Origin of the sequence: Ulvibacterium sp., from assembly GCF_965228935.1 — a bacterium.
Lineage (GTDB): Bacteria > Bacteroidota > Bacteroidia > Flavobacteriales > Flavobacteriaceae > Ulvibacterium.
The window spans coordinates 1970520-1991270 of record NZ_OZ245846.1; the positions used below are offsets into that span (position 1 = coordinate 1970520).

19 protein-coding genes are annotated in these 20751 nt (G+C 41.5%); 6 read left to right on the forward strand and 13 right to left on the reverse strand.

The features are described 5' to 3' along the window. The first annotated feature begins 37 nt into the window (after positions 1–37). Together ACO06Y_RS08245 and ACO06Y_RS08250 are read left to right on the forward strand one after the other, a co-directional pair. Complete coding sequence (locus tag ACO06Y_RS08245; RefSeq protein WP_422083365.1) at positions 38–406, forward strand: hypothetical protein; 369 nt, start codon at positions 38–40, stop codon at positions 404–406. 146 nt (positions 407–552) lie between these two features. Beyond that, positions 553–1188, forward strand: coding sequence for a hypothetical protein (locus ACO06Y_RS08250; protein ID WP_422083366.1), 636 nt, complete (start codon positions 553–555; stop codon positions 1186–1188). A 264-nt stretch (positions 1189–1452) separates the two neighbouring features. Here ACO06Y_RS08250 and ACO06Y_RS08255 read toward each other — a convergent pair whose 3' ends face one another. Together ACO06Y_RS08255 and ACO06Y_RS08260 are read right to left on the reverse strand one after the other, a co-directional pair. After that, positions 1453–2472, reverse strand: coding sequence for an alpha/beta hydrolase family protein (locus tag ACO06Y_RS08255; RefSeq protein ID WP_422083367.1), 1020 nt, complete (start codon positions 2470–2472; stop codon positions 1453–1455). Positions 2473–2556: 84 nt separating this feature from the next. Beyond that, positions 2557–3642, reverse strand: a complete 1086-nt coding sequence (locus ACO06Y_RS08260; protein ID WP_422083368.1) for a helix-turn-helix domain-containing protein — start codon at positions 3640–3642, stop codon at positions 2557–2559. A 499-nt stretch (positions 3643–4141) separates the two neighbouring features. On the opposite strand from ACO06Y_RS08260, the gene ACO06Y_RS08265 reads away from it, so the two are divergent. Next, positions 4142–5149 carry a phosphotransferase family protein gene (locus ACO06Y_RS08265; protein WP_422083369.1) on the forward strand — a complete coding sequence of 336 codons (1008 nt, stop codon included), beginning with the start codon at positions 4142–4144 and terminating at the stop codon, positions 5147–5149. A 114-nt stretch (positions 5150–5263) separates the two neighbouring features. Beyond that, on the forward strand, positions 5264–6538 hold the full coding sequence (gene eno / locus ACO06Y_RS08270; RefSeq protein ID WP_422083370.1) for a phosphopyruvate hydratase: 1275 nt from the start codon (positions 5264–5266) through the stop codon (positions 6536–6538). 102 nt (positions 6539–6640) lie between these two features. Here the strand turns inward: eno and ACO06Y_RS08275 are convergent, their stop codons facing one another. From ACO06Y_RS08275 to gap, 3 genes are all read right to left on the reverse strand, one after another. Continuing rightward, positions 6641–6895 carry a glutaredoxin family protein gene (locus ACO06Y_RS08275; RefSeq protein ID WP_422083371.1) on the reverse strand — a complete coding sequence of 85 codons (255 nt, stop codon included), beginning with the start codon at positions 6893–6895 and terminating at the stop codon, positions 6641–6643. After that, positions 6888–8075 (reverse strand): cation:proton antiporter, encoded by a 1188-nt coding sequence (locus ACO06Y_RS08280; protein WP_422083372.1) that lies wholly within the window; start codon positions 8073–8075, stop codon positions 6888–6890. Before ACO06Y_RS08280 ends, ACO06Y_RS08275 begins: the two co-directional genes overlap by 8 nt. A gap of 137 nt (positions 8076–8212) precedes the next feature. Further along, on the reverse strand, positions 8213–9205 hold the full coding sequence (gap, locus tag ACO06Y_RS08285; protein WP_422083373.1) for a type I glyceraldehyde-3-phosphate dehydrogenase: 993 nt from the start codon (positions 9203–9205) through the stop codon (positions 8213–8215). Positions 9206–9566: 361 nt separating this feature from the next. Between gap and ACO06Y_RS08290 the strand changes: the two genes are divergently transcribed. Continuing rightward, positions 9567–10574, forward strand: a complete 1008-nt coding sequence (locus tag ACO06Y_RS08290) for an N-acetylmuramoyl-L-alanine amidase family protein (RefSeq protein ID WP_422084248.1) — start codon at positions 9567–9569, stop codon at positions 10572–10574. A 49-nt stretch (positions 10575–10623) separates the two neighbouring features. Here ACO06Y_RS08290 and ACO06Y_RS08295 read toward each other — a convergent pair whose 3' ends face one another. From ACO06Y_RS08295 to ACO06Y_RS08325, 7 genes are all read right to left on the reverse strand, one after another. Further along, a complete protein-coding gene (locus ACO06Y_RS08295) occupies positions 10624–11397 on the reverse strand; it encodes a hypothetical protein (RefSeq protein ID WP_422083374.1) in 774 nt (257 codons plus the stop codon). Between the two features lie 10 nt (positions 11398–11407). After that, entirely contained in the window at positions 11408–12292 is an 885-nt protein-coding gene (locus tag ACO06Y_RS08300; RefSeq protein WP_422083375.1) for an NAD(P)-dependent oxidoreductase, read from the reverse strand. Positions 12293–12401: 109 nt separating this feature from the next. Then, complete coding sequence (locus ACO06Y_RS08305) at positions 12402–13268, reverse strand: helix-turn-helix domain-containing protein (protein WP_422083376.1); 867 nt, start codon at positions 13266–13268, stop codon at positions 12402–12404. 141 nt (positions 13269–13409) lie between these two features. Then, entirely contained in the window at positions 13410–14114 is a 705-nt protein-coding gene (locus tag ACO06Y_RS08310) for a TIGR04283 family arsenosugar biosynthesis glycosyltransferase (RefSeq protein ID WP_422083377.1), read from the reverse strand. Between the two features lie 60 nt (positions 14115–14174). Next, the gene (locus ACO06Y_RS08315; protein WP_422083378.1) at positions 14175–14996 is read right to left on the reverse strand and encodes a purine-nucleoside phosphorylase; all 822 of its coding nucleotides are present in this window, start codon (positions 14994–14996) and stop codon (positions 14175–14177) included. Beyond that, positions 14993–15607: a TIGR04282 family arsenosugar biosynthesis glycosyltransferase gene (locus ACO06Y_RS08320; protein WP_422083379.1), complete on the reverse strand. Its 615-nt coding sequence runs from the start codon at positions 15605–15607 to the stop codon at positions 14993–14995. The genes ACO06Y_RS08315 and ACO06Y_RS08320 overlap by 4 nt, the downstream gene beginning before the upstream one ends. Positions 15608–15677: 70 nt before the next feature. After that, positions 15678–16172, reverse strand: a complete 495-nt coding sequence (locus tag ACO06Y_RS08325) for a rhodanese-like domain-containing protein (RefSeq protein WP_422083380.1) — start codon at positions 16170–16172, stop codon at positions 15678–15680. A gap of 76 nt (positions 16173–16248) precedes the next feature. On the opposite strand from ACO06Y_RS08325, the gene ACO06Y_RS08330 reads away from it, so the two are divergent. Further along, a complete protein-coding gene (locus ACO06Y_RS08330; RefSeq protein WP_422083381.1) occupies positions 16249–17808 on the forward strand; it encodes a glycoside hydrolase family 32 protein in 1560 nt (519 codons plus the stop codon). Here the strand turns inward: ACO06Y_RS08330 and ACO06Y_RS08335 are convergent, their stop codons facing one another. After that, the gene (locus ACO06Y_RS08335; RefSeq protein ID WP_422083382.1) at positions 17809–20190 is read right to left on the reverse strand and encodes an ABC transporter permease; all 2382 of its coding nucleotides are present in this window, start codon (positions 20188–20190) and stop codon (positions 17809–17811) included. Between the last annotated feature and the right edge of the window lie 561 nt (positions 20191–20751).

The window sequence follows — 20751 nt, forward strand, 5'->3', positions numbered from 1 at the left end:
AAAGGAAAAATTAATTATAAACCCTAAATATACAGTTATGAAACAGTTATTTTTCGCAATATTATTTTTGATTGCAACAGTAAACGTAAGTGCACAGGATACTGAACAAACAACATCACAAGAGGTGCAGATCGGCGATGTACTTGAAATAGGTCGTCCCGATGCCCCCAGCTACAAATACATTGATTTTCCAAGACCAAACTTTATTATAAAAAGAGGGGGAATTGCCAATTACAAGAGAGTTGAGGGAAATAAAGTGGTCGTGACCTCTATAAAGGAAAAAAAGGATGGTACATTGAAGGTGAAGATCAAAAGAACCGATGGAAGACGGTTTTTTGGTAGCCACCCCGTGGTATCGGCAGATTTGGAAAATGCCCTTGAATCGGGCGAGTTACGAAGAATTTAGATTGTTGATAAATGTAGTCCGCCTGGTCCCCACCGCTATTTGAATTGCTCAAAAGGTTGATAGGTTATAAGGGCCGGGCGGATTTTTTCAGAAAACTGCGTCTGTGCGGAAAATGCCCTAGAAAATGAACCCACTAAGCTCATAAAATGCCCAAGAAATTGACTTTAAAACAGCGGATTCATGCCGGATTTATCCTCGCTATTGCATTTTTGCTGGTGCTTGCATCGAACCGGTTGAACAGAAGGAATTTCTCAACTGTAGAGCATACGGTCAATTCGGTTTTTGAGGATCGTGTGGTTGCCCAGGATTATATTTATCGGCTAAACAACCTGTTTCACCAAAAAGAGATGTCGTTGGAAGTATCCGAACGAGAAGAGCTCCAATCGGTTGCCGATGATAACATTGTTCCGCTTTTCGAAAATTTTGCAAAAACGAAATTAACACAGGATGAATCGGTTTATTTTAAACGTTTAAAGGAAAACTATTGGGAATTACAAAAACTGGAAAAAGCTTTTTTTGCAGATCAGGAACCAAAGGCTGGGCTGGGCATAAAGGAAATGGAGGTCTTGCTTAAAAAAATTAACGAGAATCTGAACCGGCTTTCAGAAGTACAACTTTCAGAAAGTCTCCAGTTGACCCAATTGTCACAAAAGTCCCTAAAGATGAACCAATTGCTCTCCATGCTTGAAGTAGTGTTTTTGGTTATAATTGGAATCCTCTTTCTGCTGATTGTTTTTCATAGAGAAAAGTCAAATACGGCTTTGGTGAAAGAGGATGTTTAAAATTGAGACTAATTGTTGCAATTAAAAGTAGTATTAACCTCTGTAATATCATGGTTAAATCCTATTCTCGGCCGAATCATTTTTTAAGGACACCGGCCACCAAATTTTAGTATTTACACCTTTAAGCTTATCAAATTGATTCCTCTTTTGTCTTTTCATGGTGTTTCGAAAGGGGAAACTCCAAAAACATCCATTTTATCACCAAGTTGATGTCTTTTGGTTTCTAAGGAGAAGGAATAGCTTATCCAATAGTATAATTCCTTGCTATTTGCCTAATTTTTTGATAAAATCCTGTACCCGGGCCCAATACTGTTCGTCATCCCAGAACCCATGGATGTTCTCTTCGTAGGAATAGAGGTGGACACCATTTTTGCGTTCCATCATCTTGAGCACCAGATTCTTTGCAAAATCTATGGGTACAAAAGGGTCATTCACATCATGGTGCAATTGCACGAGGGGAAGTTCCTTGGCAAAGTGGATCGGTGAACTGGCTATGAATCGTTGTCTAGCTTCCTTTTCCGAGATATTCCCCGATAACAAATCTTTGAAAAACAATAATTTGAACTGATTCGGATATAATCCGTAGAGTGCTTTCATATCCGAAGGAGCAGCAATAACGACCGCTCTTTTTATTCGCTTGTCCCTTACCGAGGCCAAAAGTGCAACGGTTCCACCCCTGCTTCCGCCTAGTATGCCGATTCGATCTTTATCTGCTTGGTCGAAGTTCCCGAGTACCACGTTCAAAAACCCTAGGGCATCGGTCGTTGCGCCATCAAAAGCATCGCCTACGCTGCCTTCGGAGAGGTATTTTTTATTGCCAATACTGAGTTGTTGGCCTCTAAAGGATGGAATTACCACCATAAATTCCTCGTCCAAATTTTCTCCTAAAAAACTGGGAAATTGAACAGCTCTGTGGTTGAAATCCGTACTGATATCAAATTCGGTATGTATCCCATCTCCGCCGGTAGCAAAAATAATGATGGGCAATTTGAGGTCATCTTTACGTTTCGGAACGATTACGGCGCCATAATGTGTATTATCTTCCACGATATGGGATAATACATAAAGTGTGTTTGTATTTGCAAGTACGATTGAATCGTGAATCAGCACATTTTTGGGCGACAGGTCCCTTTGCTTCAATTTGAAGAGCGTGTCATCAATTTCTTGTTGGGATGGATCGGATATTATTTTTTGTAGAAGGGTGTCCTTATCATCAATCTTCGATTTTTGACCTTTACAGAATATAGGGTGAAGCAATAGGACGGCAATGACGATTTTATACATGGTATTATTGTTTTGATTTAACAAGTGACAAAACAAGCGCACCATTCGCCCTCATGCGCCCCATAATGAGGGATGGTACTTATTTTAGAGGTCTATTTTCCTCTTTTTTTGGAATTCGGACGGAGTCATTCCCGTGATTTTCTTGAAGACCCGATTGAAAGTGGTCTTTGAATTGAAACCAGAATCAAGGGCAATACCAAGTAAAGTAATATTCCCATATGCCGGCTTGCCCAATCTGCTTTTTACCTCTTCAATTCGGTATCGGTTTACAAAATCGTGAAAGTTACTCTTTAAATGGGCATTCAAAATATAGGAAACAAGGTTGGGATCAAGTTTTAAAAAAGCTGAAAATTCCTTAAGATTCAAATTTTCATCCAGATATACTTTGTCTCTTTCCATAAGACGTTCTATCCCATCGATATAGGCTAGTATTTGAGATTGGGACAGATTACCAAAGTTTTTATTTTCCCTTGTTCCAACAATTCGTTTCAAGACAATGCTACTGGCATGTCCCAGACCCTCCAGACCAATCCAAAAGGTCAGGTAGGTAATGGCCAGTAATAAAAGGTAGAGAACGAGAACAATGCCGATATACTGTAATTGAAATTTGAAAAACAAAAGGAATAGTATCATAAATGGAACCCAAATCATCCACAACAATCGATAATAAACTATCAGTTTTTGTAACCATGCCAATGTGATTTCCTTTAGGTTCGAGAAATTTTTCAGCGCCCAGATTTCATGATTTTTGATGATACCAAGGGAAATATGGAGGTAATATAGGATAGAACATGCCGTCCAAATGTACAGAATTGGTGCTGCATAAAAGTAAAAAGGGGTGTTGTAGAAAAGCTGGTCATTTCTGATACCATAAACCACATTGATTGCCTGAAAGATTATCTCTACGGTGACCGGGATGAAATACGCATATGTCATTTCCGATCTACTAAAACTTGTGTTAACGAGTGCTTTGGTATAAAAATAGATAAGAGGGCCTAGAGCTGTCAGAAATGAAAAAGGTATCCAGAGTAGGAAGGGAGCTATATTATCAAGATTGGTGTCCAAAACCATCAGATATGCCAAATGTAGGCTAACGATGATCATGGTCAAGGATAGTATTCTATTGGCAATAGGTCGATTTCCCTTTCTAAAAAACAAGATTCCGGCCAAGATAAAATTTTGGACAAGTCCGGAGATGATAAAAAAATTGATAGGGTTTAAATTGAAAAATATTTCTTCCTTGTCCAATTTTCAAATATTACGGAGATTCTTCCTGTTTACCTTAGAAGCATTAAATATGTTGATATCCCAATCGATTTGGTTTTATTATCGGTACATTGGGCCCATGTCAAAATAAGAAAACTTTTTTCGATATAGCCGTTAACTATAGTGGTAACACCACAAATTATATAATAACTACCTCTATTATTTATTGATCCAATACCATTTACGAAGGTGTGAGTGAGACCAGATAGAAGATATTTAAATTTGGAGGGCTGAAGTATCGAATCGCTCCCTTGTTTTTTCCTTATCTTGAAGAAAATTGAATACTCCGGAAGATTAAATCCCATTGATCATTTAAATAGTGACCCATGAAAAAGCGATTTAAAGAGAATGTTATTGTGGTTCCCAGGAGCTCAAAAGTGGTGGAAATTACAAAAGTTATTATATGAATCCCGAGTTTTTGGAACAGCTTATCGCCGATGGTCTACCTATATCCAAAACTTCGAGATTTGAATTACTGACCGGGGGTGTATCCAGCGAAATCTATAGGATCGATACGGACAGAAAGATTTTTGTGGTCAAAAGGGCGCTTAAAAAACTAAAGGTCAAATCGGATTGGTTTGCGGACGTGTCCCGAAATGATTTCGAGATCAAGTATTTGGAATATGTCGCCCAATTTTTACCAAACGCGGTTCCAAAACTACTGGGTCGAGGATCGGGCTACTTTGTTATGGAATTCCTTGATCAAGGTTTCTCCAATTGGAAAACCCTGCTAATGGGAGGGGATTTTCAAGAGACCCATGCCCAGGAGGCCGGGAGGGTGTTGGGGAAAATCCATCAGCATTCCTATTCTGACAAGGCTGTCGCAAAACAGTTCAATTCCCTTCAAAATTTTACCCAGTTACGTATTTCGCCCTACCTTCTGCATTGTGCGGAAAGGCACCCCTTGGTTGCCCCGGAAATCCTCAAGGAAGCGGAACGTTTAAAGAATACTCAGGAATGCCTTGTCCACGGGGACTATAGTCCAAAAAACATTTTGATTTCAAAGAAGCGCATGGTCGTGGTAGATTGTGAAGTAGCCTTCTATGGCGACGCGGCTTTTGACATTGCGTTTTTGTCCTCACATCTTTTGCTCAAAGGACTGTATCATGCGCCCCGCTACACAAATCTTGAACACTTTGTTAAAGCTTTTCTTTTAACCTACGAAAAGGAAAGGGATGGCACCTATGATTTTCAGGAGCTACAAAAACGTACGGCAAGATTATTGCCTATGCTTCTTTTGGCTAGGGTTGATGGTAAATCCCCCGTGGAATATCTAAGCCCCGACAAGCAGGCATTGACTCGGGAGTTTGCCCTAAAGCAGATAGCGGGAAAAGATCCAGGGCTGCAAGCTATCATCCAAACCTGGTTCAAAACCTTACAAAATGCCACCTATTTGAAAGCCCAAAAATGATTGAAATTCTTGACGACCGTTTATATTTGCCTAGATATGTTATTTGGAGTGTGCCGGAAAAGAACATGTCGCAATTGAAATCTACAACATGATAATCAAGTAAACATCTAGTAAATGATAATTAATGCCGTGGAGGCCTATACCATTTTTGATTCCCGTGGCAATCCCACCGTTGAGGTTGAGGTACAGCTGGACAATGGGAATATAGGTAGGGGTGTGGCCCCATCAGGGGCATCTACCGGACAATACGAAGCCCACGAGTTAAGGGATGGCGATCCACAACATTTTGATGGGAAATCGGTGAACAAAGCCATAGGGAACGTTAATGAAATTATTGCACCCGCGTTGATTGGAAAAGACCCGAGACAACAGAAAATGATAGATGAACTTATGATAGCGTTGGATGGAACCCCCAATAAATCGGCATTGGGAGCCAATGCCATACTCGCCGTTTCCACGGCCGTAGCGGCGGCAGCTGCAAATGCGCTCGACCTTCCTTTGTTTGCCTATTTGGGAAGGGAACAAGGAAATCTACTTCCTTTTCCGGAAATCCAAATTATCGGTGGCGGGGCCCATGCCCAATGGCACACCGATGTCCAGGACTTTCTTTTAATCGCCAATGGTGCGAATAGTTACGAAGAAACGTTGGAAATAACGTCCGATGTTTTTAGGGCTACAGGCGAAATCCTAAAAGAACAAAACCGGTATTTTGGTGTAGCGGATGAAGGTGGATATTGGCCGGAATTTGAAAATCATGACCAAATCTTCGAAACTTTCATACAGGGTATCGAAAAAGCCGGATATAAGCCCGGAATCGATGCTTCCATCGCTTTGGATATCGCAGCCAGTGATCTCTATGACGAGAAAAGTAAGACCTACCGATTTCGTTTGGAAAATAAGGTGTTCAGTCAGGACGATTTTTTTAATTTATTATGTGGTTGGTTGGAGAAGTACCCCATTATATCCATAGAGGATCCCTTTGCCGATACTGATTTAGAAAATTGGAAAAAACTGACCAAAGATTATGGGGATAGAATCCAAATTATTGGAGACGACCTTTTTACGACCAATCCGGATAGGATCAAACAGGGTATCCGACATAAATTAGCGAATGCCGTGTTGATTAAACTTAACCAGATAGGTACGGTAACGGAAACCCTGGAAGCCATACAAATTACCCAAAAAGCCGGATGGCGACCCGTAATTTCGGCGCGGAGTGGAGAGACCGAGGATAGCTTCATTAGTCATTTGGCGGTGGCGAGCAACGCCGGACAATTAAAAGTAGGATCCTTTACGCGAAGTGAACGGATGGCCAAATGGAATGAAGTATTGAGAATAAAACGTTCTTTGGCTTCAAAGGCCCAATTCCGGGAGTGGCGCATCGTTTAGCTAACACAACATCTTTTGGGCATTGGGCTTTTACACTTTTTAGGGTAAACGGATTTTTTTACATAAAGCCATAAAAGTATTTATGCTCGGAACGAATCTTTCTTAGGAATCCAGTAATCTATGCTTTTCCAGAAATGCCTTCAGTTCACTTGTAGTAGGGTTTTTAAGGAATTCTGTCCCATAGGTCACCGTCGGAAATTTCAATGCACCATCGTACAAGGCACGTACGGTCTCTTCGGCTTCCGCATCGGTCTCTACATTGAAGTCCTCAAATTCTACCCAAATGGATTGTAGATAATTTCTTAGGTTGGCTGATTTCATACACCAATCGGCCCCATAAAGTTTTAGATTAGGCATTGGATTTAGGTTTTAAAGGTTTCAATATCAATTGGGGAATCTTTTCCGCATTGGACACAATAAACGGTGTAAATGACATCAACAAGATGGAAACCGCAAGGAATATTTGGTAGTTGTTCTGGCTGATCAACTCATACTCCAGACCACTCTGCGCCAGGACGAAGGAAAATTCCCCGATCTGGGCAATGGAAAACCCAACGGCAATCGCGGTCTTCCATTCCAGTTTCATCACCTTTACCGCCAATATGCCGGCTACGGCCTTGACCAAAAGGGCAAAGAAGAACCAGAAGATGATCCACAAGGTATCGGTCAAAAAGATTTGGTAATCCAACAACATGCCCATGGATATAAAGAAAAAGCTCATAAACACGTATCTAAAGGGTAAAAAACAGGAAATGGCCATACGGTTGTAGTCGGTTTCCGCAATGATGAGTCCCGCGATAAAGGCACCCAAGGCCAGGGATAGCCCCAGTTCTTCCGTAAGCAACGCAATACCGGTTACTATGAACACCGTGGCAATTAAAAAAACTTCCTGACTTTGGATTTTCATTACCGTTTTTAAAAAGAAGGGAATAACAAATTGGGCCAGTACATAGGATATTCCTCCCATGAGAATCAATTTGCCGGATAGCCACAACAACTCTTCGCCCACATTTCCGCCGGCCCCGGCCAAAATTGGGGTAAACAACATCAGGGGAACGATCATAATGTCCTGAAAAAGCAAAATGGCCAATATGAATTTCCCATGTGGGGTATTGATCTTATTATTGTCCTGAAGTACCTTAACCACAATTGCGGTACTGCTCAAAGCATATAAAAATCCCCAAAAAATGCTCTCCGCCACCGAGGGACGCATTAAGGCCCAAATAAGTATCGAGGTAAGGATAATGGTAAAAAACACCTGAGAAGCTCCCCCGATAAGCACATAATTTTTAATCCGCTTAAGGTTGGTGAACGAAAATTCCAGACCCACGGTAAACAATAGTAGAATAATACCGATTTCGGCATAGACCTCCACCTCTTCCATGTCGGCGAAATACGTGCTGGTATTGGGGCTCAGAAGTACGCCGGTAATCAAATAACCGATGATATAACGTACTTTGAGGAATTTACAAATAATGATTACCGCCGTGGCCACCCCAAAAATGGCACAAATGTTAATGAGGATATGATGTTGCATAGCTATGGATCAATTTGAATTATTGCCCGGTATTGCAATAGCCAACAGCTCAAAAGGGCATATAACACAAATATAGGCTACCCTAAAATATATTGACAACAAAAAGCCGGCCCAGGCCGGCTTTTTTCGAATCTGTATTAACCTTTTAGTTCCAAAATCTGACGGATCATCTGATTGGTGAATCCCCATTCATTGTCATACCAGGTCATTACCTTTAGCAGGTCGCCATCCACTACACGGGTCATGCTTAAATCTACGGTAGAGGCATAGGGACTTTTGATGATATCGGAAGAGACAATGGGTTCGGTAGTAGTATCCAAAACATGGGTGTAACGTTCCGTTTTTGCCTCTTCCTCAAGAATTTGATTGACTTCTTCAGCGGTGACCGGTCTTTCCGTGACGAAAACCATATCCGATATGGAACCTACGGGAACCGGAACCCGAATGGCGACCCCGTCAAACTTTCCGGCATATTCCGGTAATGCCTTTGTTGTGGCGATAGCCGCTCCCGTAGTTGTCGGAATCAGGTTTTGGGCACCCGCCCTTCCCATCCTAAAATTCTTTTTGGAAGGCGCATCCACAATACCCTGGGATGCGGTATACGCATGTACCGTGGTCATAATGGCTTTTTTGATACCTATCCTTCTACCCAGTACCTCCACAACGGGACTGATATTATTCGTGGTACAACTGGCGCATGAAAATACACTGGTATTTCCATCCCGGGAATTCACGCCATGGACTACCGTTGGGGTATCGGTACTTTTTGTCGGTGCGGATATCACCACCGTTTTGGCACCGGCCTTGATATGTCTTTCGGCATCCTCCCCTAGGGTAAAGACCCCAGTGCTCTCGATTACCAAATCCACCTTTTGTGCTGCCCAGGGCAGTTCTTCTGGAGTCCTGATAGAGGTATACTGGATTTGCTGCCCATCAACTAGGAGTACATCGCCTTCATGCGAAACTTCTTTTTCGTAAACTCCATAAACCGTGTCGTATTTTAACAAATAAGCCGTGTTTTCGATGGAAACAATATCGTTTACCGCCACAACTTCAAGTCCCGGGGTTTCATTGATAACCTTTAGGGCGGCTCGACCTATGCGCCCCATACCGTTAATTGCTATTCTCATTTTTTATGTTCTTAGGATTAGTATGTCTTTTTTTCAGTCTCTTAGTCAGAAAAACAGAAGATAAATTACAGGAACGGGGCTTTGTTTCGAAACTTGAAATGCAATGAAATGGTTAAGGAATTTGAAAGCGATATTCCCAATACTATGAACGTGTCTTGTTGATTCCCAGAGCAAGGTTGAGAGGAACGTTGTTAAATAAATCGTTGACAAATCGTTCTACTTCCTGCTCCATAGCATTTTCTGTTACTTACTTTTGTAAAGTGCTGGACTTTTAGGCATCGTTTTTGATTTTTTGTTTCGAAAAGCTAAAATGGCGATGGTTTTGCTTGCGAAGAGATTTTGTTTTCTGCCCCTGTTGCTCATTCTCTATTATGGAACCCATGGTGCCAATGGACAGGATTCCTTACCCACCATTGTAGCCCAAAAAGGGGATGGTATTCTTTCCTTATTGCGAAAACAGGGGATGAACCCCTATGAGGCCTATGATGATTTTATCGCATTGAATATGGATAATCTTCGGGATAGCGTGCACCTGTATGAGGGAAGAAGCTATAAAATTCCACAAATGCCCTTGGATACGGTTGCGGTAGTGGATTCCATTCAAAAGCAGTCCACGAAAATCAAGGAAGTGAAAGGGAAGGAATTTTCCATCTTTGGCAAGAAACATGCCCTGGTACTTCCCAAAAGTAAGCGCTTAAAAGGAGCGGTCTATTACTTGGTTTCTGGCCATGGGGGCCCTGATCCCGGGGCTATGGCCGTGTATCGGGGCAAGTCGATTGCGGAAGACGAGTATGCCTATGATGTTACCCTTCGGTTGGCCAGGGAATTGATAGCACATGGGGCAACGGTACACATCATTATACGTGATCCCGATGATGGCATCCGGGATGACCGTATTTTGGAAATCGACAGGGACGAGGTGAATTATCCCAAAGAGACCATTCCCTTGAACCAGGTAGCCCGCCTGAAACAACGTGTAGAAGCCGTCAACAAGTTGTATTTAAAAAATAAGGGAAAATACCAGCGTCTGATTGTAACCCATGTGGATAGCCGTAGTAAGGGACAGAACATTGATGTATTTTTCTATCATCATGAAAAGAGCAAAAATGGAAAGAAATTGGCCGAAAGTATCCATAAGACATTTCAGGCAAAGTATAAGAAATTCCAGCCTAACCGTACCTATTCCGGTACTTTTAGTGACCGCACATCGTTGTATCTGGTGAAGAAAACACATCCGGCCATGGCCTATATCGAAATTGGGAATATCCGCAACAAAAAGGATCAACGCAGAATTTTGGATCCTGATAACAGGCAGGCATTGGCCAAATGGATTTCCGAAGGGATATTGCTGGATTACGAAGGAGAATAATTAAAATACCTATCCGGCCAGTACAACCGGACAGGTATTTATTGTAATCTTATGGTCGCTCAAATAAAGAGATATCCACATCCGTATCAAAGTCAATGTTCGACCAATTGGTGGTCACCCATTGCTTCCCCTTGATATTGCCTTCCCAATCAGCTTCTATATACTTTCTTTTACTGCCAATTTGAATACCATCTATAGTTACATATTCCATGACCATAAGCTGAGGTTCGGCCATTTGAAAGCTCATCACCGTAAATAGGAACTGATCTACCAACTTGGTTTCCTTGTTGATGAATAGCACATAAATGTCCTGGGCGTCGCCCACATTATTGCCAAAAGTGATTTTGACCTTATCATAGGCCTTTCCATTTACCGTTTTTGAACCCAAATACTCATGGTTTACCCCGTCGTCCAATAGTTTAAAGAACATGGAAAACCAATAGTAATTGGTCTTGCGCATAAAACGGGCAAAGTTATTGGCCTGTTCGTCGTTCGATAGTTTTCCATCCATAGTAACCCAGGCATTTGTACCATCATAGCCTTCAACGACCTTCTGACCGTCGGGGGCAGTGACCGTATTTGTGGAATAGGCCGCATGCGATTTTTCTTTATGGAATACATAGGTTTCATGACTTTTTAAAGTCATGGGAGCCTTTGGGTTTATGTATTCATAGTCATAGGTTACATTTTTCAGCTTATAAAAATTGGCTTTTCCGCCTACGGTTTCTATCATATCGGATATGACTTGTTTGGCATCTTGCGCCTTGATGGACAAGGTAAATAGTATCATCAAAAAATAGATGAGAACTGTTTTTGTTTTCATTACTAAAAATTTAGAGGTTGTCATTTGTGTTATTAATTTTCAGGTAGTCGTATATGGACGAGAAATCTTTCATCCCATATCCATTTTGTTTGGCCAAGGCAAAGACTTCCTTGGCAATGTTTAGCGAAGGCATGGCTACATTGAGTTCGTAGGCCGTTAGTGAAGCCAGGTGCAAATCTTTTTGCATCCACTGTAGCGGAAAATTGGGTTCATAGTTCCCATTTTCCAGCTTGGGGCGTACCGCATTCAAAAATGGCGCCGTTACGGGAACGTTTAAAAGCACATCAAAAAGAGTATCCTCGGTAAGCCCCATTTCTTTTCCCAGTACCATGGCTTCACCAAAGGCCAGCATGGATTGGGCCAACAGTAGATTGATTAACATTTTCATATGGGATCCCTGACCTATACTGCCAAGAGGGATTACCTTTTTGCCCATGATCTGCATTAGGGGATCAAGTTTTGCCAGAACCTCGGTGTCTCCGCCTACCAAAAATACTAATTCCCCTTTCTCGGCGGGTCCCTTGGTTCCTGCAACCGGGGCATCTAGGTAAACAATCCCCTTTCCTTTGGCCCTATCTGCCATCTCCTTGGAGAACGAAGGATTTACCGTGCTACAGTTCATCCAGATACTTTTCTTTTGCATGGTCCCCAGAAACCCATTTCTTCCCAACGCCACTTCCCGCACCGCCTCTGGTGTGGACAACATGGTAATGATGATGTTGTTGTCCATAGCCATTTTTTTAGGGGAATCCACCCATTTTGCTCCGTGGTCAAGTAAATCCTTCGCTTTACTTTTTGTGCGATTATGCACGGTTAATCGACGTCCCTCTTTTTGAAGATTGCGGGCCATACGACTCCCCATAATACCCAATCCTATAAATCCTATGTTTTCCATTTTTATGATTTTGGGGGCAAGATAGGTGTAACGGGGACCGCTAAATCCTTGGATATTTCAAAAATGGTGCTTTTCGGTCAAAACTAGGTGTTATGGCACAACACAAGTATTAAATCAGTGCATTTTTACGATGCCGGATTTGGTATTGTTTGGGCGAAATTCCAAAGTTCTTGTGGAATGCCTTTATAAAATGTGAGGTGTTTTCGTAACCTACTTCAACCGTAATTTCATTTACCGAATTTGAAGTAGTCCGCAAAAGAAGGGCAGCTTTCTCCAAGCGTTTTTGTATCAACCATTTTTTGGGGGAGATATGGAATCTATGCTTAAAATCCCGTTGGAAAGTAGATATACTTCTTCCGGTCAGGTAGGCGTAATCCTCTATATCCAAAGGTTTGTCAAAATGTTCCTCCATAAAGGACCGAATACTTCTTCGTTCCCTTGTCTTTAAGGACTGTAGCCGATTTACGAAATCTTCTCCCCGTTCGGAGAGCGCTATCAAATGGAGGAACTCAACAAGCTTGGGCCGCGTAAACTGATTTTGGTTCCTGCCTTTGTAAAGACTGGTCAAGGTGTCCGTGAATAATCGGAGGTCTTCATTAAAATCGATACGCAGTGGTCCACAAACCGTTTCTGGTTGTAACAGTCCAAAACTGGACAGAAAAGCATCGCATACGTCATCATCAAAGAAAAAGACCAACGCATTAAAGACATCATTTTTAGGAATGATATCAGAAATCATATACATCCCCTTGGGTAAGAAGATGAGTTCATTTTTTTGAACGGTCTGTACCTTACCTTCGAAAGTCTCGATTTGAAGCTTGCCGTTCCGGACAAGGGTAATTGCATGGGCTGCCAGATACCGCTGATTTTGTGGATCCGCATGCGCTACTGTTTTTTCCAGAACACAGGAAAGCCCGTCCAAAAACACTTTTTCAATCTTGGAATTCTGATAAAAGGTTTGCGGCACTACTTTCATAAAAGCAAGATAGGAAGAAAATGTACCTTAAAATTGTGGTTTTTGTTAAAAGTAGTCATTTTCGGTCAATTGCCCGATTTTTTGAGTTTAGGATATTTTGAAGCAGTTTGGCCCGATATCTTAAAATAAAAAGGTACGCATCTATATCGGTATTTTTCTTTTGTAATAGTCATAGAGTTGATCCGGTCCCGCTCCTAAATAGTTTTTAAGATGAATTACCCCAAAGTGGTATTGCAAGCGTATGACCCCTACCTTTTCATACCTCCGTGCCGAAGTTTTTACCATTAGTGGAAGTACCCTAAATTTAGTTTTTTTATACAGGCGTCCTATGAACTCATAGTCCTCATAGATTTTGTAATCTTCATTAAAACCCTTGGTGCTTAGAAAAAGCTTTTTAGTAACAAAAAGGGATTGATCTCCTCCCCTGCAAATTTGGTGGTTGATTCGTGTAAACCAAGCAAAGAACTTTAGGAACCTGCTATTACTGTCAAATCGCATTTGAAAACAACCCGCTTGGAATCCTCCTTTGATCGCTTCCAAAATATGAAGCACAAAATTTTCTGGAGGCAGGGTATCGGCATGGAGAAAGTAGAGGATTTCGGCTTTGGCCATGCGGGCACCCAAATTCATTTGTTTTGCCCGCCCTTTTTTGGAGTGTACTATCGTTGCCCCGTATGCTTCGGCTATCGTAATGGAGCCATCCTTACTCCCGCCATCAACAACCAAAATCTCTTCCACATGTTCCGGCGAGATTTTGTTTTGCAAGCAAGATAGAAGCTTCCCGATATAATCGGCTTCATTAAGAATAGGGACTATGATACTTATTTTGGGGAACTTCTTTTTCATTTGAAATCTGGATTACGATTTTAACATTGTCCATATCCCCTATACCCCCGATTTCCTATATCAAATTTCTTTGATCAATTCTGAAAACAGCTTAACCATTTTTGGTTCAGTTTTTCCGGCAACTTCTATAATCTCCTGTATATTAATGGGTTGCAAGTTGTCCGGATCACACTCATCGGTGAGAACGGATACGGCTACAATGGGTAGTCGTAAATGATTGGCAACAATTACTTCAGGAATCGTACTCATTCCAACGGCATCCGCTCCTAGAATCCGCAGCATACGGTATTCTGCCTTGGTTTCCAATTGTGGCCCCACCACGGATACATAAACACCCTTTTGTAGTGAGATCCCTTCTCTTTCTGCTATGGTTATCAATCTTTGCCGCATTTCCACATCATAGGGTTCGCTCATATCCACGAATCGATCTCCAAATTCGGATACATTTTTGAAGGCTAATGGAGAACCTCCCTGAAGGTTGATGTGATCCTCCAGCAACATCATATCCCCTTTTTTAAAGTTGAGGTTTATGGCTCCCGCAGCATTGGAAATAAACAGTCTTTGGATGCCCAATTGGTGCATGACCCGAATAGGGTAGGTGACATCCAAAAAATCGTAACCTTCATACAAATGGAAGCGCCCCTGCATGACCACTACTTTTTTGCCTTCTATTTTTCCGTAAATGAGTTTGCCGGTATGAAACTCGACGGTGGCCAAGGGAAAAAATGGAATGTTATTATAATGGGCCACTATGGGATCTGTTATGGCATCCACCAGTTTTCCAAGCCCCGTACCCAGTACGATCCCGATTTCGGGGGAATCAAAACCTTTGCTTTTTAGGTATTCGGTGGATTCCCCCAGTTGTTTTTTGGTTACTCTCATAGTCGCTTTAAAAAAGGTTGAAAGGCATCAATGCCCTTGACGTCCTCATAAACATCGATATCGTTTTTAATGGGCAAAACACGTACTTTTTCAGGCTGCAGATCGGCCATACTATCCGAGAATACGGTATCCTTTCCCCACTGCTTATCCTGGAACAATTGGCGCTTAAAATATCGCATTCCCAGCAAATAGTAACCGCCATCCTCCGCCGGGCCAATGACAAAATCATTTTCATCCAAGGCGGTGAAAGCATTCTCGAGGTCGGATTGGGACAGATCGAGCATATCGCTCCCGATGATAATGATTTTCTCAAAACCGTTGTTGAATCCTTCGGAAAAAGCCTGGGCCATACGTTCCCCCAGAATACGTCCTTTTTGTACTCTTTTGTCATACACCGTTTCATCCCAGACATCGTCTTTCCAAATGGATTCCGAGTAATACACTCTTTTATGGACATTTAGCCCATGGGTGATTTTTGCCGTATGTTGTAAGAGAAACTTATAAACCTCCAAGGCAGCATGGTCACCGATAGTCGCCGCCAATCGGGTCTTACATTTTCCCAGTTCGGGATTGCGCGTAAAAATGAGGAGTAGATTTTTGGAATTTGTCAAATTGAAAGGGTAGTCTTTAATACTATTCTTGTTTTTCCTGAAAAAGTCCGTAATTCCTATATTTCAACCATCAATCATAAACTTTTTCCCCGGCCTTCAATAATTTGCCCCAATGCTCATCAAAGGCATGCACTTTTTCGGTTTCTTTTCCTTGGTCGTCATAAACGGGATATCCTTTATTTTTCCATTCAAAAATCCCGCCATATAGGTTTTTAACATTGGGATACCCCAATTTTACCAATTTTTCACCGATATCCTCCGATCGTACGCCGATGGAACAATACACAATGATTTCGGCATTCTTGTCCGGAATTTTATCCTGTACGTCCCGGGCATCGAACATCTCATAACCTACCCAAATGGCATTTTGCAAATGGCTCACATCGTATTCCTGTTTTTTTCGGGTATCCAGGTATAGAACACTGTCCGTATGGGCCGCTTCTTTCAGGGATATATAGGGAATACTTTCCGTGTTGAGCTTTTTGAGTGTACGATCTAGCTTACTTTGGCCCATAGTATTTGGGGAAAACACCAAAAACAAGAATATACCCAAAAGAAATCTCATGCCATTTAAAAATTATAGGGACAAAGATACTATTTTAGAGGTGTTCCCTAGAATTGTTCAGCTAATCCTAGACAAAATGAAGCAAATAAAAATTGGGCTGTTCTTTATTTTGATAGCTTTGCAGGCTTGTAAAAATAAAGTGGAGGAACAAAAACCAATTTTGGATACCGCCAAAACCGACTACTACATGGAACCGTATCGGCCTCAATTTCACTTTTCACCAGAGGAAATGTGGATGAACGACCCTAACGGGCTGGTCTTTCACAAAGGGGTTTACCATCTTTTTTATCAATACTATCCAGATGACATTGTCTGGGGCCCCATGCACTGGGGGCATGCCGTTAGTACAGATTTGGTACATTGGAAACATAAGCCGATAGCCCTATATCCTGATGAACTAGGTTTTATATTTTCTGGTAGTGCGGTAGTAGACGAAGATAATACCTCAGGTTTTGGTTCGGATAACAACCCTGCTCTGGTGGCTATTTTCACCTATCATGATATGAAGGGCGAAAAGGCGGGGCGCGATGATTTTCAGACCCAGGGTATCGCCTATAGTCTTGATAATGGGGATACTTGGACAAAGTTCAAAGGAAATCCCGTATTGGGAAATGAGGGTATCCGGGACTTTCGAGACCCTAAGGTAATGTGGTATGAGCCTTCACAAAGTTGGGTCAAGACCCTGGTGGCCGGAGATCATGCCAAATTCTATACCTCCAAAAATTTGAAGGATTGGACATTGACCGGTGAATTTGGAAAGGATCAAGGAGCCCATGGAGGAGTTTGGGAGTGCCCGGATTTGTTTCAATTACCGGTGGAAGGTACGGATGAGAAGAAGTGGGTACTGCTCATCAGTATTAACCCCGGAGCCCCCAATGGTGGAAGTGGCACCCAATACTTTATAGGCGATTTTGATGGAAAGACCTTTACTTCCGATCAAAAGGAGAGTCGCTGGATCGATTGGGGCACGGACAACTATGCCGGAATCACCTATAACAATGTACCTAACGATGAACGTGTCTTTATCGGTTGGATGAGCAATTGGGCCTATGCACGCGATACGCCCACGGAAAAATGGCGCAGTGCCATGACCGTTCCCAGAAAGTTTTCCTTACGGAAAGTAGGGGATACATATAGCTTGATCAACTACCCTGTCAATAGTCTGGAGAACCTTAGGGAAGGCGGGATAAAGAAAACAATAAAGCTAGAGGCCGGTGAAAAGGATAGCCTTGCCTTTGACCATTTTAACCAGGCCGAGGTGCAGTTTACCACGGCGGCCAAGGATTTTCGACTCACCTTTAAAAATGAGAAGAAGGAGCAATTGGTATTGACCCTGGATTCAGAAAAAAGTGCTTTCTATTTGGATCGTACCCGATCGGGAGAAACCGATTTTCAGGAAAGTTTTGGGGATACGGTACAAGAAATGCCCATTGTCCATTTACCACAGGACAACTTTGAAGTGCGTATACTACTGGATCGTTCCTCTATTGAGGTATTTATCAATAAAGGACAGTACGTGATGACCGCACAGGTGTTTCCGAACGCATATTATACAGTATTGCATATCGAAAACACTTCGAAGGAGGTTTTAAATTTTAGTTATTTTGAAATAAACAAGGTGAAAGGGATATGGTAACTATTCTTCCCTTAATGAGTCCATAGGATTGGCCAATGCCGCCCTCAATGCCCGGAACCCTGTTGTACCCATTGTAACTAGCAAAGCCAAAATTGTGGCCATCGCAAACACTTCAAGTCTAATACTCGTTCTATATGTAAAATCCTTTATCCAATCGTTCATAAAAAAATAGGTGAGTGGCCAGGCTATAAAACTGGCAACCAATAACAAAACGAAAAACTCCTTTATTAATTTAAAAGTGACATTGCCAATGGAGGCACCAAGCACTTTTCTAATTCCGATTTCTTTTGATTTTCGTTCCGCAGAGAAAGATACGAGACCGAAAGTACCAAGACACGCCAGGATTATGGCCAGAATGGTAAAAATAGTAAGTACCTCCGTGAACTTTTCTTCCGTTTGGTATTGCCGTGCTACATCTTCATTTACAAAGGAATACGAAAATTCCCTATTCGTTACAAATTTTGAATAAACAGATTTTATATGCTTAAGGGTCATAGGTAGATTCTGGGCATTAATTTTTACATACGCCCAGTTTAAATAAGTTGAGGATGGAATGAAAATTGTCGGAGGGATTTTTCTATGGAGTGACTCAAAATGGAAATCTTTCACTATTCCCACCACGGTGAATTTTTGATTGTCAAATTCTACCCATTTTCCGATGGGATTTTTCCAACCCAATTGGTCTATGGCTGACTCATTAAGGATAATGGATGAATTACTGTCCGATGGAAATTCTTTTGAAAAATCACGCCCCTCGGTAATTTTAGCTTCAACGGTCTTGAAAAAATCATAGTCAATTCTAATTATTTTCATTGATTTTCTCGCCTCTTCGTCCACCGCCACTCCCTGTGCTTTATAAACAGTACTATTACTTATCCACCCGGGCATTTTCATGTTAGAAAGACCAGTCTTTACAATAGAAGAATTGGATAAAAGATCATTGCTGAAAGCATCTAACTGGGAGCGATCCATTGTCTTGAGAGGTACCGCCACCAATAGGTCTTTGTTAATTCCCAATTCTTTGCTTTTGAGAAAGTCGAGTTGATTAAAGACAATGGATGTGGAGGCTATTAGGCCAATAGAAATCACAAACTGTAAAACAACAAGCCCTTTTCTGAGGATTGGGCCGAATCCTTCCTTTGTCTTATCGCCCTTCAATGTGCTTAATGGTTTGAAGGCTGAAAGCACAAAAGAAGGATAAGCCCCGGATAATAGGGCAATAATTACTGTTGAAGCGCCAATGGTCATCAATATTGGCGGATTGAACAAAGTACTCGTAGTTATTTCTTTTCCTGCAAATTGATTGAACATTGGGAGTAACAATAGGGTCAAGCAGAAAGCGATTAAAGCCGCAATGAGAGTCACAATAAGTGATTCGCTCAAAAACTGACCAACTAAGTTCATTTTATGGGCGCCCAATACTTTGCGCATGCCAACCTCTTTGCTACGTCTCAAGGAACGGGCTATGGTCAAATTCATGTAATTTACACTTGCAATGACCAGAATGAAAATGGCAACAATGGAAAAAATGTAAATGTGGTTAATGTTTCCATTGGGTTCAATTTCGGTCCCATTTTTTGACCTAAGGTGAATATCCAATAAAGGCTGTAGAAACAGTTTAAAATTTCCGGAAGTAAGTGGGGATAAATGGTCATCAATAAAATTTGGAAACATTGATTCCATCCTTGAGGGGTTAGAACCTTCCGCCATTTTAATATACACATATTGAGAATCCCAACCCACATTGTTAAACATGGCCTCTGGTGCTATTTGTCTTGCCGTTTGACCTGATATGAGGAAATCAAAGTGAAAATGGGAGTTTGATGGCATATCTTCCATGATTCCACTCACCTGTAATTGTAACGTTCCATCCCCGATATCAAGAACTTTCCCCATAGCGTCTTTAGGACCGAAATACTTTTTAGCCGTGGATTCGGAAATGACTACTTTATTCGATCCCTTTAATGCCTCGCCGGGGTTACCGGAAGTCAGTGGAAAAGAAAAGACTTCGAAAAAATTTTCATCGGTTACGGCAATCCGCCCTTCATCAAATCTTTTATCCCCATGAGCGACAATTTCCGACATGCGCATAATTCGAACCAATTGCTCAATTTCTTCAAAACTGGTCTTCAGTTTCTCGGCCGTTGGCCACGAATTTGTGGAATACGGCTCCCAGACACTCTGTCTCATATAAGCAGCGGCCACACGGTAAACCCTATCTCCATCTTGATGAAAATCGTCATAGCTCAGTTCGTCCTTAATAAAAAGGAAAATCATAAGACAGCAAACAAAGCCCAACACCAGGCCCGAAACATTAATAAGGCTGTATAATTTTTCTTTTTTGAATACCCTGAAAGCTATTTTAAAATAGTTTTTTATCATGATTTTTGTGGTTGCGGTCCGAGCATTAGATGAGCTATTTTTGGTAACATAGGGGATTGAATACAATCATCCAAAGGATATTATCTCCCAACCTAAAATTATGCCAAGTTGCCAAGTGTCTTACTATCAGATTTTTATACTGGGAGCTCCGAGAACCCCTTTAATTTACTGTCAAAAATGTTTACATCAAATGTCCACTAATTTTACAGTTGTCAAGAGATTTGGAAGTTGTCTTTTCTTTCCCGAAAATGACCGGATGATTCAGTTTTAATTAATACTTAATAGGCCCAATTTATTGCCCTATAAAAGGTGAAACAAAGTAACAATTAAAAGAGATCAAGAATAGAACGCTTTGCAAAAGGCTTGTCCTATCAAAAAGGATTCCCATAAATTGGCCTTTTTATAAGAATTTCGATTCCAATCCCTAACTTCGGTTCCACGGTAATTTATGTATTCATATCTTTAAACCCCAGTTTTATTTTAAAGAGTCTGGACTTGCTGCTTTTCATGGATACCTGCATAAGCAATACGTATCTCGGGCTTTCGCTAGATTTGTGTACT

Excerpts from the sequence above, each read along its gene's own strand:
- ACO06Y_RS08300 (WP_422083375.1), bottom strand. The coding sequence starts at position 12,292 with ATGGAAAACATAGGATTTATAGGATTGGGTATTATGGGGAGTCGTATG.
- ACO06Y_RS08335 (WP_422083382.1), bottom strand. The coding sequence starts at position 20,190 with ATGATAAAAAACTATTTTAAAATAGCTTTCAGGGTATTCAAAAAAGAA.
- ACO06Y_RS08310 (WP_422083377.1), bottom strand. The coding sequence starts at position 14,114 with ATGAAAAAGAAGTTCCCCAAAATAAGTATCATAGTCCCTATTCTTAAT.
- ACO06Y_RS08250 (WP_422083366.1), top strand. The coding sequence starts at position 553 with ATGCCCAAGAAATTGACTTTAAAACAGCGGATTCATGCCGGATTTATC.
- ACO06Y_RS08315 (WP_422083378.1), bottom strand. The coding sequence starts at position 14,996 with ATGAGAGTAACCAAAAAACAACTGGGGGAATCCACCGAATACCTAAAA.
- ACO06Y_RS08275 (WP_422083371.1), bottom strand. The coding sequence starts at position 6,895 with ATGCCTAATCTAAAACTTTATGGGGCCGATTGGTGTATGAAATCAGCC.
- ACO06Y_RS08325 (WP_422083380.1), bottom strand. The coding sequence starts at position 16,172 with ATGAGATTTCTTTTGGGTATATTCTTGTTTTTGGTGTTTTCCCCAAAT.
- ACO06Y_RS08280 (WP_422083372.1), bottom strand. The coding sequence starts at position 8,075 with ATGCAACATCATATCCTCATTAACATTTGTGCCATTTTTGGGGTGGCC.
- eno (WP_422083370.1), top strand. The coding sequence starts at position 5,264 with ATGATAATTAATGCCGTGGAGGCCTATACCATTTTTGATTCCCGTGGC.
- gap (WP_422083373.1), bottom strand. The coding sequence starts at position 9,205 with ATGAGAATAGCAATTAACGGTATGGGGCGCATAGGTCGAGCCGCCCTA.
- ACO06Y_RS08245 (WP_422083365.1), top strand. The coding sequence starts at position 38 with ATGAAACAGTTATTTTTCGCAATATTATTTTTGATTGCAACAGTAAAC.
- ACO06Y_RS08295 (WP_422083374.1), bottom strand. The coding sequence starts at position 11,397 with ATGAAAACAAAAACAGTTCTCATCTATTTTTTGATGATACTATTTACC.
- ACO06Y_RS08305 (WP_422083376.1), bottom strand. The coding sequence starts at position 13,268 with ATGAAAGTAGTGCCGCAAACCTTTTATCAGAATTCCAAGATTGAAAAA.
- ACO06Y_RS08330 (WP_422083381.1), top strand. The coding sequence starts at position 16,249 with ATGAAGCAAATAAAAATTGGGCTGTTCTTTATTTTGATAGCTTTGCAG.
- ACO06Y_RS08265 (WP_422083369.1), top strand. The coding sequence starts at position 4,142 with ATGAATCCCGAGTTTTTGGAACAGCTTATCGCCGATGGTCTACCTATA.
- ACO06Y_RS08255 (WP_422083367.1), bottom strand. The coding sequence starts at position 2,472 with ATGTATAAAATCGTCATTGCCGTCCTATTGCTTCACCCTATATTCTGT.